Here is a 15,761-nt window from a genome sequence, read left to right on the forward strand (position 1 = left end):
ACAAATGAAAAAAACACACAAAAGAATCTTGTTTGCAACAACAGCTCTAGCAACTGCTTCTTTATTATCTGTAAGTTGTAGTTCAGAAAAGGTTGATAGAAATGATTTTATTGATACTTCTGGAGACAAACAAAAACAAAAAGCACTCGATGAAGCAGCAAAAAATGCTAAAATCACAATTGAATCCTATGAAGCACCTTTTCCAAGAGATAAAAAAGACATTTACTTTAGATCACTAAAAAATCCAGAACAAGTTAAATACAAAGTTGAAAATTTAGACACTTCCAAATTTAGAGTTGAATTCACCAACTATGATGAAGAATATCAAAATGGAACGGGAGTTTCAAACCTAACAGGAAAAGGTTATTTAATCTTTACTTTCTATTATAAAGATGATAAAAAAGAAGAATTTTATTCAACAAGAGAAATTTTAGAAGAAGGATTTAAAACAAACCCATTTAATGCTAATGAAGATGGTTCAATTCCTACTCCACCTTCGACCCCTGAAAGAGAACGTCAAAAAAGAGAAGATTATGTTAAAGGCGATCAAAGATTTAGATACAACTTTGACAACGAAGACTACATAAAAACGGCTGTATCTCAAATTACAAAAGGTGGACAAAGAGATATTGCTGATTTCAGAAAAGACGTTTCTTGAGACAAAATAAGTGCTGAAAAACTTGATGTTGAAGCAGAAAAATTAGGTCTTTCTAAATTCCAAGATGCTCTTTATAAAGGATTTAGTGTTCCTTCTTGAAATAAAGATGGAACAATTGACGGACTGAGAATTAATGACTCTGATCCAGTAGGTCAAGGACCTTCATGATTAGATTCAGTAAATCACAAAGGTGAAGAAGCATACAAAACTGTTGGTCTTGCAAGATATTTAATAAACGAAAAATACAAAGATTATGCACTACAAACGTTTCATGCTGCTTTCAATAACCCAGAAGACAGACCAGGGCAAACTGGACAATCATACGACACTGCAGGAACTCTTTGAATCCTTGATTTTGAGAAAAAAGATGATAACAGCTATCCAACTAAGTGATACTTTGGAACAAACTTGCACGTTGTTAATGCTTTAACAGATAAAACAAATAGCATCACAATCGGAAGATTGAACAAAGATGCAAGTATTCATACAAAATTTGATCTATTTTCTAAAGATGCTAACTTCTCAAACTTCATTTTCAAAAAATCAAACGATGGATTTGCTGTAAAAACAGTTTTCACAGGAGAAGATTATCTAAAAACTAATCCAGCACAATTCTTAGCTTCAGATCAAAAAGAAAAATACAAAGACTATGAAGAATTTGCTGATTTTGCTGTATTAGAGGTCGATTTTGAAAAAGCAGTTAAAAATGGAGTTGAAGCGAGAGGAAAAAACACTGGAACTACTGATGAAATTCTCAAAAATGCTCAAGAACTCGCTAAATTAGTAACAAACGACTATGCAACAGAAACAACAAAACACATCAGTTTCTTAAAAACATCTTATTTACAAGACTATGAAAAAGTAAATAGAGATATTACTAAAGCAAAAGAAGGTCAAAAACCTAAAGAAGTTGATGAACACTACTTAGTTGGTTATCCATCTTCTATAAAAGATTTCTATTTAGATCAATATGAAGATGCAGATAGTATTAGTCGTCAAAAAAGCGATTACAGTCTTTGAACAAACGCTGCTCCAAACCTTTACAATGCTATTAATAAACTAGATAATGGTTCAGAAGAAGATAATTATTCTATTTCTAAATCGGTTTGAGATCACGGGAACTACTTATCTTATGAAATTGGTTATAGAAGCTTCACTGATAAACCCGGAGTAACAGATGAGTTTATCGCATCACCAATTTTAGGAAGCGAAGTAATTACTTCTTCACAAACACACAAAAAACTACTTGCAATGGGACTTGCTTACATGCCAAGATTTTATGCTCCAGCTGGAGGTTCTTCTGGTTCTTCAATGAGAAACCAAAGAAATGAATTAGTTGCTGTATTCCATGCAGCAAACGATACAGCTCGTACAGGATTAGCTGCGGCATTTAGATCTGAAGGATTTGATTACAAAGGAGTTTATGGTTCTTACAATCTGCCACAATACGATCTGATCTATGGTGGAGGCGACCAACAGAAAAACTCTTATCGTGAAGCAATGAAAAAACTCTATCCAGGCGCAAAAACAAACTTATTCCAAAACGGATTTGATCAAATCCCTGAAGAATACAAATTTAAGAAAACAACCCAAGGAGGTACAAGTTAATGAATGTTTTTAGCACTAAACAAACAAATTTATCTAAAAACCAAAAAGCGAACACACTGTTGATTAATTCAAACACATTGTTCTTTATTTTAAAATATATTCTTATATTTCTTTTGGTTGTAGGAAGTCTGTTTATATTTACTTTCTATCAAAGAACCATTTTAGGTTCAGTCAACACAGCAGCTTTACTGTTTGATTTTAACGATGCAAACAGAAGGCAACTGAATTTCTTAGTTTTACTAAGAGTTTCGATATTGAGTTTTGTCTTTATTTACTCAATTTTCAAAAACTATATCAATCTAATTCTTAATAAAGAATTGATTTCAAAATATTGATATTTCTACATTGCTTATGTTTTATTTACACTGGCATCATTCATATTATTCTTTGCATTTACAATTTACACAGGAAATCAACAAGAGTTTTTAGTTCAATATAATTTCCCTGATCCAAACTTAGTTTATTCAGTATTTGGTTTAAGTTTTATCTTTTTACCATTAGTTCTTTTAAATGCTGGCTACCACACATTCATTTATTTAGAACAAAGAAAAACAAACCCATTACTTAAATTAAACTTAATTTCACTAATTGCTTCTGCAGTTGCTCAATTATTACTATTTATCACAGGAATTCTTTTATTCTATTTCTTTATAGAAAAAGATCAAAACACATACCGTGTGCTTGATAAATCAACTCTTTATAAATTCTTTGATCAAATTTTTGAAGTTAAACAAGCAACAAATATTGTCACAATCATTTTTGGAACACTTGGATTAACAATTTTAGTGTTATTAGCTAACGCTCATAAAATACTTGTTTTATTAAGCAAATATTACAGCACACTATTTTTCAAAAATTTAATCCTACTCTACTTTATTCTTTTATCTACAGCTCTATTATGATTCATTATTGTAATGTCTCTAGAACAAGGAATTAAAAACGCAATCGACGCACCGCAAACAGTTGCTGTTTTAGCTGTGAGTCTTGCTGTAGTAATTTCTTTATTAATTACAACAGCCTTTGTTTTAAGTCAGTTCTTAAGACAAATTCAAATCAAAGGTTCACTATACAACACAATGTTCTTTGGTGCAACTCAATCACTAATTTGATTAATTGCATTTATTCTTTTTGGATTTTCATCCTCAAAAGAAACAAATATTGTAATGATCTTCTTTAGTAGCTTATTCTCAATTATTACAACTGTATCATTCGCCATTAAACAAAAAAACATAACATTCTACTCTATGTTCTTTAGTTTAATGATCGTTGGTTCAAACATCTTATTATTATTTGCAACAGGATTTAACCAAATTCTACTTAGTCAACAAAACTACTACTTAAGTGCAATTAATGAACACTTTAGTACAATTGATTTATTTGTATTATTTGCAATTATTGCTTCTGTAATGATCATGCTTTCAACATTTGCTGATTTACTGTTCTCAATTTTCAAAAACTACAAATACAATCAAAAAGCAAAACAAACACAAAACCCAAAAGGAAAGGCGTAAAAAATGGCATTTAAATTATTTTCAAACAAATCACAAAACCAAGCACAACCTAAAAAAGTTGATCCACAACAAAAAAAGAAAGAACAACAAGAATTATTCGCTCTTTTTGATGTTTTTGGTGAAGTTGAAAAAGTTAAAAAAGATAAAAACTTTGTTTCATACGATAGTTTAATGTCTTCTGTTTTACTAAAATCAAATTTCGGTTATGAATCAGAAGTTTATAAATGATACTTTTCTACATTTAAAAACATCATTGACAAAAAATATGAAGCTGAATTTGATGGATTTATTATTTCCTTTTCAAAAGATTTAAGATTTGGAGACAAATTAGTTCCAATCGTTACAACAGAAGCAAATTCTCATCTTGAAACTTTTACATTTAGAACTTCAGATGACCAAGATGCAGAAGAGTTTTTAATTAAATTAAACTCAGAAATCGAAGATTTATTTGATAAAAATTCTTTCATCGAAATTTTTCCAGGTTTAATTATTTACTATTCACAAACTTCAAGAGCTAAAAAGATTCTTTTTGAAAAATCTTTTGTAGCACAAATTAAATAACATGCACTTAAAGAAAATAATCCAAAAGAAAAGCAATCTGGAAAAAATTTATTTAAAGGTTAATAGTGAAAAAAATATCCTACTAATCAAAATCATGAAACTAAATCAACAACTAAAATTCTTTGTTAATAATGCTTCTATTAACAAAAACACAATTGATTTTCTTTCTAAAAAATACAACATTCAAAACCCTTTTATAACTCAAAAAGATGAACTAAGTCTTTTTAAGGGACTGCTAAAAAAAGCTAATGCTAATTTAATTAAAGAAAAAGAATTATGAATCTATTTAAGAGAAGAACAAAAATACTCAACCGATTCATATTCAAGATATGAAAAAATGATTCTCAAAAACACAGAGAACAAAATCGCAAGCTTCATTGCTTTAGGACAACAAGCAAGCGATTTCTTTAGCACAAACAACATCAAACCACTTTATACATTTGATCTTAACAATCCAAACTTAGCTAAAGACTTATCAATCATTGTTAAATATCTTTACACAACAGAAAGATACTCAAAGGTAAACTTTGTAATTAACTCAAACAAAAATTACAACAAACCTTTTACAATCTTACCGATGAATGATTTTGATTTAAGCAAGCTAACTTCCTTTACAAAAGAAGAAATCTCACAAGATGCTTTAGCAAATCTTAACATCTATCCTTCTGTTAGTGAATATGTTGACTCAAATGCCAACATCTTCATTGAAAACGCTCTACAGTCTTTAATTATTGAATCTTCTTTCTACAACGCTAAAAACGGTTTAGTAAGAACTAACAAAATCATTAAAGATCTAGACGAAGAAATTTGAAAAATCTCAAAAAGAATTACTAAAATCAAAAGAGAAAACGAAATTGAAGAAATTGTTCTATTGACCAAAAACAACAATGAGTTTTCTTTAATGAAAAAAGGAGAGAACTAATGAAAAACACAAATCTCTCTAAAATTAAAATTGAAATTAATTTTAATAACAACACTAAATACAAAGCTTGAAACAGTGAATTAGAATTCTATTTAGAAGAAAGCTTATCTTGAGAAACAATCAAAGAAAACTCAATCGCTTCTTTTGAAAACATTCTAATCAGAATCACAAACCCAAAATTTGCTAAAAAACACTATCTATTTTTAAGAAATGCTAATTTCTTATTATTTGAACAAGTGATGAAAATTAATACCTTAAGCTCAAATGAAATTTATGTTGAAAGAGCTTCAAAACAAAAGGATAACAAAGACTTTAGTGAACTAAATAACAAAATTAGTTATTTAAATCACAGCCAAAAACTAAATCCTTCCCTTGAAACTCTCATTGAAATCAACCAACTAAATTTTGATCTTTATAAATTTAGTAAAATCAGCGAATTTAACTTAAGAAAAGGAGATGGAGATGAATAAAAGAAAAAAACTTAAACAACTATTAGCTCTTTCGGTTGCACCTGTTTTAGCTTCTCCAATCGCCTTTTTAAGTGCCGATCCTGCAGATAACAACGCAGGATCAACAAATGGTTCAACTAATGGCTCAACCAATGGTTCAGGTGATGCAAACAACCAAGGTGGAGAAACTAAACCAAAACAAGTTTCTACATTATTTGATAGTTTTAAAATTGACACCGAGAACGCTCTTAAATTAGCTTTTGATACTGCTATAGCTGGTGCTGTTGCCAAAATCAACGATGCTCAAAGCAGAATCAAAAACGATCTTAAAAACCCTGAAAAAGATGCAGAATTCAAAGAAAACATCAAACAAAGTTACTATCTACAACTTCTTAAAGACTACTTAGAAAAAAACAAAGACAAAATTAAAGAAAGTCCTAATAAAGAAGGATTTAATGTAATTTTCCCTAATGTTTATTCAACAAGAAAGAAATTTAAAAGAGGAAATGTAACTTTCCAAGGTGTAGAATACCCTGATGTTATCTTCGATCCCGAAATTTCTACAACTAACTACTCAGGTGTTATTGGTGATGGTGATAAACAAGAAGCAACAGCTGATGAAGACAACTTCTACACAAAAGAAGATGTTACCAAATTTACAAATGAATATGTAAATGCTCTAAAAGAAGGTTTCTATGATATTGTTTATAACTCATCAGACATTCCAGAAGATTTACAATTCGATACATCACTAATTGATGCAAAAGACGGAAAAATCAGTGCGATTACTTCTAAAGTTCCAGAAGGTTTCAATAGCTGAGATGATTATATTAAATCAAAGATTACACCAAGATATACAGCTTTCGATCTTGAACACAATAAAACAGATCAACCAGAACAAAATCAACCAGACAAAAAACCTGAAGATGACACTCTTGAACCTTTAGATCCAACAGATCCAATTGAAGGTCCAATCATTGAACCTACACCAATTCAAACTAAAGAAGCAGTTGAAAAACTACCTGCTTTAGCACCTAAATTCAAAAGCGAACTACTCAAAAAAGAAGGATACAACATTGACAAACTTGTACAAAGTTTCCAAAGCGATCCTCAAGGTGGTTCTGATAAATACTTCTGATTTGACAACCCAATCAACACAAGATACAAATACGAAGTTGAAACAGTAGAAAAAACTCAAACAGGAATTAGCTTTGTTGTATCAATTAGCGACACTGTTGACACAGAAGCTTCAAGAAGATACAAAACAACACCACAACCACTTCAAAAAAGAGAAAATTACGCTTTTGATGCTGCCAGAGAAAAATTTAGCTCTGAACTAAGAAGAGAAATGGTGCAATTATACAGTGCAATTGGTCTTGATGAAAGCATTGACTTTGCCAAAATCGGAAACAACTCAATCAAAAACAGACTTGTTACCTTTATTCAAACAATCACAAAAGACATTTACACAACTAAAAAATACGCTGATAACCAAGCAAACATCCTTAACACACTTGTACAATCGCTCGATATCAACTCAAGCGATTCAGAATTTGGTGATGTTTCAGATGCGCTTGAAATTCAGTTCTTAAGTTCTGTAAAAACTTCTACAATTACAAAACTATATTCTTATAGTTTCCTTATCAAAGGATTTGAAATTGCTGTTTCAAACCTTAGAGCAAAAGTAGAACAAAGAAAAGATCTTAAAGATGCTCTTACAAAAGCATTTGCCAAAGAAGGTTATGATTTAAATATCATCAACGAGCTATTTTATAACTTAGAACGTGATATTTCTGTTGGATACAAAGTTGCAGAAGCTCAAACATTTAATACTTTATCTTGATACCAAAGATACATTGAAGTTCTTTCAAAAATTGGTAAACAATTTAAATTACTACAAAGACTTTTAAATGTTCCTTTAGTTCCTGAAGAAACTGAAGAACAAAAAGCTCAAAAAACAAAAGAATTCAAAGATTCTTATACACAAACACAGCAAGTTCTTAAAACAGAAAGAAAAGAACAAAACACCTTTTTAGTAACAATTGGTTCACTATTTTCAATCATGTCACTTGCTGGACTTTCATTATCAACAGCAAACTTAATTACAAAACAAAAAGCAAAACAAAAATCTATGTTTAAAGCAAATATTTCAATTATTGCTTTATCATCAATAATATTACTAAGTGCAGTTGCTTTATTAGTAATAGGAATTATAGGAGGACTCTAATATGCAAAACCCAAAAATTACTGCGATATTTGACTATGTAATCGAAATTACAGGAGAATATCCATATAAACAAAGACAAAACTTTACTTCAGCAGAATTTCCAGATGTTAAAATGATGGTAATTAGTGCTACAGAAAACAAAGCCTTTTTATTAAGTGATACAACATCTTTAGAAAACTTAAAAATCGGTCAAGAAGTAATCGAAGTTTCAAATGATAACACAGTAGAAACATCATATTCACACTTTGGAAAAATCATTGATATTGAAGGAAAATCAATCTTCCCAGAAAAAGAGGAAATTTATGGGGATTTTGTAGGTTACAGAAGCAAAATGTTCGGTGATGCTCATAACTTAATGACAGTTAAAAAACTGAACGAACAACTATATACAGGTATCGTTTCAATTGATTTATTAATTCCAATTGGAAAAGGACAAAGACAATTAATTATTGGTGATAGACAAACAGGAAAAACACACTTAGTAGTTAATACAATTATTAACCAAGCTAAAAACAATGTTAAATGTATTTATGTTGCTATTGGTCAAAAAAGAGAAGATTTATCACGTCTTTACCAAACACTAAAAGAATTTAATGCATTAGATAACACAATCATCATCGACGCTCCTGCAACAAGTGCTTACCAACAATATCTAGCACCTTATGTAGGAATGGCACATGCTGAAAACCTTTCATACAACGATGATGTTTTAGTTATCTTCGATGATTTAACAAAACACGCCAACATCTTTAGAGAAATTGCTTTATTAACAGATAAACCAGTAGGTAAAGAAGCAATGCCAGGAGATATGTTCTTTGCTCACTCATCACTGCTTGAAAGAGCTGGATCATTTGTTGACAGAAAAACAATTACAGCACTACCAATTCTAAAAACAGTTGATGGAGACATCACAAGCTTAATTTCATCAAACGTTATCTCAATTACAGATGGTCAAATTGTAACAAGTGCTGATTTATTTGACAGTGGTAAATTACCAGCGATTGACATTGATCTATCAGTTTCCAGAACAGGTAGCTCTGTACAATCAAGAACAATCACAAAAATCGCCGGAGAAGTAGGAAAAATCTACAAAGCATACAAAAGACAACTTAAACTTGCTTTATTAGACTATGATTTCAATGAAGAAACATCACTACTTCTACACAAAGGAAAACAAATTGAAAAATTATTCTCACAAAAAGGATATTCTGTATATTCTTCAAGATTTGTTTTATTAACATCTAAATTAATTCTTTGAAATACACTAAAAGGTGTAAAAAACGAACAACAAGCTATGAGATTAATCAACATCTTAATTGATAATCACGAACTTGCAAAAAGCATCTTTGAAAAAATCGTTAACAACGAACAATACGACGAAAAAATCGTTAAAAACTTCTTCTCATTCGCTCTTAAACAATACTCTAATTATTTAAATTTAGGATGAGAAATTGATGTAGAACACAACTTCGTTGACTTTAGTCAAAACGAACTAGAAACACTTGCTTTATTAATGGGGGATAAATAATGAACGGAAAAATAGTTAAATTTTGAAGTGATGTTGTTGAAGTAGAATTTCAAAAGGACAACCTGCCATCACTTAACACAATCCTAACACTACACGATGATCAAACTTATCTATTAGTAAAAAGACTTGTTAATGAAACAACAGTTAGAGCAATTGTTATTTATCTACACAAAGAAATTTCAGTTGATGATGCTGTATTTAACACAAACAAAAGCTTCATGGTGCCAGTTGGTTCTGAAGCTCAAGGAAACATCTATGACTTCCATGGACAACCACTTTTAAGTGATAGATACACTTTCCCTAAAAGAGTTGAAATGAACTCAACAATCAACAAAGACAGAGTTTTAAACTCAGAAATCGAAATTGTTGAAACAGGAATCAAAGCAATCGACTTCTTTATGCCAATTGTTAAAGGATACAAACTCGGAATCTTCGGAGGAGCTGGGGTTGGAAAAACTGTGTTAATGAAAGAAATCATTTTCAACGTTAACAAAAACAACGAAAACACCTCTAACATCTTTATCGGTTCTGGAGAACGTTCACGTGAAGGAATTGAGCTATACAACGAATTAGAAGAATCAAACTTAATGTCAAAATCTTCAATGTACATCTCAAAAATGAACGAATCACCAGGAGCTAGAATGTCAATTGTGCCAATCGGAATTACGGCTGCTGAATACTTAAGAGATCAAGAACAAAAAGACGTTTTACTCTTTATTGACAACATCTACCGTTTCATTCAAGCTGAAAACGAAGTTAGTGCTTCTTTAGGTAAAAAACCTTCTGTTGGAGGTTACCAATCAACACTTGAATCTGATGTTGCTCACGTTCAAGAACGTCTATTTAAAACAGACAACGCCGGAATTACATCATTCCAAACAGTATTTTTACCAATGGATGACATCAGTGACCCTTCTGCTGTTGCTGTGTTTAACCACTTAGATGGTAATCTAGTTCTTTCTAGAGCACAAACAGCTAAAAACATTTTCCCAGCATTTGATCCTTTAGCTTCATCTTCAAAATCAGTTGATCCAAAAATCATTGGACAAAAACACTTTGATGCAATTATTGAAGCTAAAAGAATTCTTAAAACTTATAAAGACTTAGAAGATGTTATTTTAATTCTTGGATTTGATGAGCTTGATGATGAATCAAAAATCATTGTTAAAAAAGCACTTCAGTTAGAAAACTTCTTCTCACAAAACTTCTTCATGACTCAACACTTTACAAAAGAAGAAGGAGTTTATGTTCCTAAAGATGAAACTGTTGAATCAGTTATCAGAATCATTAATGGTGAGTATCTAAACCAAAGCCCAGAAATTTTCAGTTATGTAGGTTCAAACTTAACTATTCCTACAGACGCTGAACTTAAATTAAACTAAAATCCAAACAAAGCGAGGTATAAAAGGTGAAAAAGATTTTAAAATCAAAAGGTTTAAAGGTAGGTGTAATTTCTGCTACATCAATAGCAGCAGCGACTGGTGTCGGTACTGGTATTTATTTTTCAACATCTAATAGCATAGACGCAGTTGAACGTTCAAGATTAATCAAAAACAACACTGTTCAACTAAACACAAACGTTAATGCTGATTTTAAAGATGGAGATAATTCCTTTAGAGATGTTAATAATAAATACGTTAAACCAAAACCAAAACCAATAAAACCTCCTGTTATTGTTGAACCAGAACCAGAACCTCCAAAAAAACCTGAACCTCAACCAGATCCTAAACCAGTAGAACCGGAACCAATTCCTGATCCACCAAAAAACCCAGATCCAGAACCAGTTCCAACTCCACCTGAACCACCAAAACCAGACCCAGAACCAATTCCTGAGCCTCCAAAACCTCAACCAGAGCCTGAACCAGAGCCAGAGCCAACACCTCCTGCACCCGAACCACCGGTTGAAGAAGTTATTCCAGAACCAACACCTGAGCCACCTAAACCAGCACCTAAACCTTCAGACAATACAAGAACTGTTGATTTTAATGGTGTTAGAGTTAAAGTTACAGGATACAAAGAAGTTACACCAAGAAAAGAAGATCCAAGAGACGTTGCAGCGGGTATTACTAACCGTGAACCTTACACAAATAAACCAATTGGAGAAATTACAGCAATTGAAGTTACAGATGAAATCCGTAAGAAAAACATCGAAAACTCAATTAAAGCTATTAATAAAAGTGTGCCAAAATCTGAACTTTCAACATTAAGACTTGATAATCCAGGAATTAAAACTCTTGACGATCTTAAAAAATTAGTTAATGTAGGACCGACCTCAAAACGCTGATATCAAAGAATCATTGAAAAATACAAATTACTAATTGAAAATGGTGATAAAGTTAAAGAATACTTAACACCAGAAGGTCAAAAAATTTATGAAACAAAGCTAAAACCTCACAAAAACACAGAAGAGGGAATGCTTCAAATTATCGGTTACATTGATCCTTCTAAATTTACAAGACAATCAAGTCACTTAGAAACAGAATTAGCTAAAGGTTTTGTTATCTATGAAGACAACGACAATATCTATATCAACGCAAACGGAGAAATAGATTCTTATTCTATTTCACCGCTTTCAAACACAACAATTGCTCGCTATGAAAGAGATAATGAATTAAAACGTGCTTTTGGTTATAAAGACTGAATCTGACGTCCTGGAGGAGATATTGAATCAGGAAACTACCCGGGTTGAAAGAAAACAAATATTACAGACCAGTACAAAAAATATGGTATTTCAAACGGTGATGGTATCCAAGTTGATAGACTAAACAGAGAAGAGCCTGTTGAAGGTCAAAGAAACGAAGGGGTTGTTGTTACAATTGATGCTGCTAACAAGCAAGGTTATGAAAAAACTCTAAAATTAATTCAAGATCTTGTTAAAGCCGGAGAAAAAATAACTTCTTATAGAATTAAAAATATGGGACTAAATAATTCAGGTCAAGCATTCTATAAAATTATTCAAGCATTGCCTAAAAAACTTCCTCAACTTGAGTTGTTTTTAGAAAATCCTACTATAGCTCCAGCTCTATGAGCACTTAGAGATAAAGAAATTGATGAATTAGGTCTATATACTTCAGGGAACTCATTGCTTGAAACATGAGCAATTAACCCACTTGCACTTAATAAAGTTGCATGAGTTAACACAGTTGACTACAACGTAAGCTTTGATTTCAAGAAAAATGAAAGAGTTTATACTCGTGTTGTATTTAACATGCTTTCATTTAATGATAAAAACTCAATCGAAGACATCAACAATGGGTTGAGAATGGCTTACTTTGTTAGAAATAATGAAGGAGCATTCCAAGGTCAAAGCGGTCCAGGTACAGAACCTGATCACGACGAAAAAGGAAACAGTTACCCAACTGGTTTAGATTTATCACAAACAAAACTAAAAAGCTTGAAAGGGCTTGTATTTTATGACAAATACAAACCAGCAAACGGTTCTAGAAAACTAAAAATTATCAAACTTCACAACACAGGTTCTGTGTATGAAATTAGTGCTGCTGAGTTAAATGAAGCTCAATTTGATGTTTTAGATACACAATTACCTCAAATGCCAAGATCAAAAATTATTTTTGATAATGGTTCACAAACAAATACAATTAAGATTGTGGGTACTGATTCAAAAACAAGACTTACATCTCAAGGTATCAAAAACTTATCAATTCTTACTAAATGATCTGAAAGTTTTACTGACAATTCAACAATCTTAATTCCTGTTGGACAAGAAGCACTCTTTAATCAAATAAAAGGAAATGGTTGACGTCCACAATACACTAACCAATCAAGCGATAGCGACATTTTTGGATAGATGAAAAAGAAATTTAAAGCAATTTTAGCTTCTGTACCTTTAGTTTCAGCTGCTTTAGTTTTCAGTTGTAACACACAACAATCTAAATCAAAAACAGACCCAGATCAAGATAAGAATAATCGAAGCAATCCTGCAAATCCTAATAACCCAAACCCAAGCAATCCACAAAATCCAAACCCAGGAAATCAAAATCCTACAAACCCACCATCACAACCTCAACAACCATCAGTTTTAGACAACAAAACACAATATATTTCTGTTCCAAAACCTAACAAAACTTTAGAAAAAGTTGTTGAAGGTCTTAAAGTTGAATTTGTGCAATTTGATGAGAGAAACACAAAACAATCAGAATTACTGTTTGCAAAAGTAAAAAATAACCTTGATTCAATCAAATTTAAGATTACAGGAGAAAATGCAAACACAGTAGGTGCTGAATTAGTTTCTTCTGTGGGAATTTTAAATGAAAACGGAGATGATATTTCTGCTCTTGTAGGTCGTGGAAACTTCACTTTAAGCTTCTTCTTTACAGAAGACAAAGATAATAAACAAAAACAAACCTTTGAAAAAACATTTGAGGTTGGAGGATTTTTAGAAAGTCCAGTTAACATTAATGAAGATGGGACAATAAATCAAGGGCATTTCTCTTCAGTTCCGCAATCTGAAGAAGGAAAATACGCAAGAGAATTTAATCAACAACAAAGATTTGACAAAGACAATGAGCAATATATTGCAACTTTAAAAAGAGGTCAATTTAATGATGATCAAGATGCTATTTCTAAATTTAGAAATCTAAATACTTCAACAGAAAAAATCCAAGAATTTAATCAAAAAGCAAAAGAGATTCATCAAGATAGCTATGATGATGCCAGACTTAAAGGATTTAGCGTTCCAAGCTATAATGCTGATGGATCTTATGATGGATTAAACATCTATGATTCTAGAGAAGTTGGAAAAGGTCCTTCTTGAGTTGATGTTAAAGACAGAAATAGATATCGTGCACAGGGAATTCCAAGATATTTAACAAATGAAAACTACAAAAAAGCTGCTCTACAGTCTTTTCAAGTTTCATTTAATAACAAAATAGAAGGAAAACCAAAGGAATTCAAAACAGATTCAGGAACTGCTTGAATTTTAGACTACGTTCCAAGAGCCGATGGAAAATATCCTACAAAGTGATATTTAGGAACAAATCTGCACGTAGCAGATGCTATTTCTAAAAACACAACAACAATGTCACTTGCGAGAATCAATGAAGATGCTGGAATTTACACTAAATTCAAACTAATTGGATTAGATGAAAACTTCACTCGTTTTGGTTTTCCAATTGATAACCAAAACCAAAATTACAACCCTATAAAAGTAGTTTATAGTGCTGCAGATTTTATGAATACAAAACCAGCAGATTTTCTATCTAAAGAACAAAAAGCTAAATTTAGTGATGTTGAAGAATTCATTGATTTTGCTGTAATTGAGCTTGATTTTGAAAAGATTTTAGGAAACGATCCTGAAAGAGGAGTTTATGTTTCTAGAGGTTATGATTCTGAAGAATTAGTTAAGGATCGTTCTAAATTTGCACAAGCACTAACAAACAATTATGCAAACAAAAAAGAAGATCAAATTAAGTTTTTAGCTACTTCATATCTCAAAGACTACTCAAAAATTGATCGTAAACTAACAGTTGACGACATCAACAAGCAATATGAAAATCAAAACACAAGGCCAGATGATCTATATGCTGTTGGTTTCCCTTCTGGATTCTATGATTATTTCTTTGTTCCTTATGTTGATGATGATCAAAGAAGTGTTTCTCAACACTACTTCACAATGTGAACTAATGCTGAAGAAAAATTCTTTGACAAAATAGTAGTAAATCAAACAACAGAAAAAGTTGATGCTTTTAGCGAAAGAGAACTAAAACAAGGAAACTATTTATCATATGCTTTAGGTTATAGAACTTTCAGCGATAAACCAGGTGTGCTAGATTCCTTTATTGCAGCGCCAAGACCACAAAAAGATCTCTTTGTAAACAGATTAGATAATAAAAAATATCTTGCTTATGGTCTTGCATACAATCCAAAACACTACGCTCCTGGAGGTGGTGCTTCTGGAACATCAATCAGAAATCAAAACAATGAATTAGTTGCTATTTATCACTACTCAAACTCTTCAGCAAACACAGGAATCGCTTCTGCATTTAGATCTGAAGGATTTGATTACAAAGGGCTTTATGGAACAGGCCAAAACGCCTATAAATTACCTCAATATGACTTAATTTATGGTGGTGGTAAAAACCAAAAAACTTCATATCGTGAAGCATTGATTAAACTTTATGGAGACAAATTTAAAACTAATTTATTTGAAAATATTAAAGAAATTCCAGATAAATTTAAGTTTAAAAATGATGCTCAAAAATAATTTCAAAAACACACATTGCTGTGTTTTTTGTTTTTTAGTTTTTTAAAAACCGCTTTTGTGGTAGAATTTAAATA

10 protein-coding genes are annotated in these 15,761 nt (G+C 31.3%); all 10 read left to right on the forward strand.

Translation table 4 applies throughout. The features are described from left to right. Window positions 1-4: 4 nt before the first annotated feature. Genes mip (JV122_RS04975) through mip (JV122_RS04980) form a run of 10 tightly spaced genes read left to right on the forward strand, consistent with a single transcriptional unit; the run spans window position 5 to window position 15,687 of the window. A complete protein-coding gene (gene mip, locus JV122_RS04975; protein ID WP_205842848.1) occupies window positions 5-2,266 on the forward strand; it encodes an Ig-specific serine endopeptidase MIP in 2,262 nt (753 codons plus the stop codon). Continuing rightward, on the forward strand, window positions 2,266-3,777 hold the full coding sequence (locus JV122_RS02030) for an MSC_0624 family F1-like ATPase-associated membrane protein (RefSeq protein WP_205842849.1): 1,512 nt from the start codon (window positions 2,266-2,268) through the stop codon (window positions 3,775-3,777). Before mip (JV122_RS04975) ends, JV122_RS02030 begins: the two co-directional genes overlap by 1 nt. Before the next feature lie 3 nt (window positions 3,778-3,780). Next, window positions 3,781-4,338 carry an MSC_0623 family F1-like ATPase-associated protein gene (locus JV122_RS02035; protein ID WP_205842850.1) on the forward strand — a complete coding sequence of 186 codons (558 nt, stop codon included), beginning with the start codon at window positions 3,781-3,783 and terminating at the stop codon, window positions 4,336-4,338. 1 nt (window position 4,339) lies between these two features. Next, entirely contained in the window at window positions 4,340-5,260 is a 921-nt protein-coding gene (locus JV122_RS02040; RefSeq protein ID WP_205842851.1) for an MSC_0622 family F1-like ATPase gamma subunit, read from the forward strand. Then, window positions 5,260-5,730, forward strand: coding sequence for an MSC_0621 family F1-like ATPase epsilon subunit (locus tag JV122_RS02045; protein ID WP_205842852.1), 471 nt, complete (start codon window positions 5,260-5,262; stop codon window positions 5,728-5,730). Before JV122_RS02040 ends, JV122_RS02045 begins: the two co-directional genes overlap by 1 nt. Next, complete coding sequence (locus JV122_RS02050) at window positions 5,723-7,936, forward strand: MSC_0620 family F1-like ATPase-associated subunit (RefSeq protein WP_205842853.1); 2,214 nt, start codon at window positions 5,723-5,725, stop codon at window positions 7,934-7,936. The genes JV122_RS02045 and JV122_RS02050 overlap by 8 nt, the downstream gene beginning before the upstream one ends. A gap of 1 nt (window position 7,937) precedes the next feature. After that, complete coding sequence (locus tag JV122_RS02055) at window positions 7,938-9,464, forward strand: MSC_0619 family F1-like ATPase alpha subunit (protein WP_205842854.1); 1,527 nt, start codon at window positions 7,938-7,940, stop codon at window positions 9,462-9,464. Next, window positions 9,464-10,846 (forward strand): MSC_0618 family F1-like ATPase beta subunit, encoded by a 1,383-nt coding sequence (locus JV122_RS02060; RefSeq protein ID WP_205842855.1) that lies wholly within the window; start codon window positions 9,464-9,466, stop codon window positions 10,844-10,846. Before JV122_RS02055 ends, JV122_RS02060 begins: the two co-directional genes overlap by 1 nt. Before the next feature lie 26 nt (window positions 10,847-10,872). After that, the gene (locus tag JV122_RS02065; protein ID WP_205842856.1) at window positions 10,873-13,272 is read left to right on the forward strand and encodes a putative immunoglobulin-blocking virulence protein; all 2,400 of its coding nucleotides are present in this window, start codon (window positions 10,873-10,875) and stop codon (window positions 13,270-13,272) included. After that, the gene (mip, locus tag JV122_RS04980) at window positions 13,273-15,687 is read left to right on the forward strand and encodes an Ig-specific serine endopeptidase MIP (protein WP_205842857.1); all 2,415 of its coding nucleotides are present in this window, start codon (window positions 13,273-13,275) and stop codon (window positions 15,685-15,687) included. Window positions 15,688-15,761 lie beyond the last annotated feature (74 nt).

Source organism: Mycoplasma procyoni, from assembly GCF_017052595.1.
Lineage (GTDB): Bacteria > Bacillota_I > Bacilli_A > Mycoplasmatales > Metamycoplasmataceae > Mesomycoplasma_A > Mesomycoplasma_A procyoni.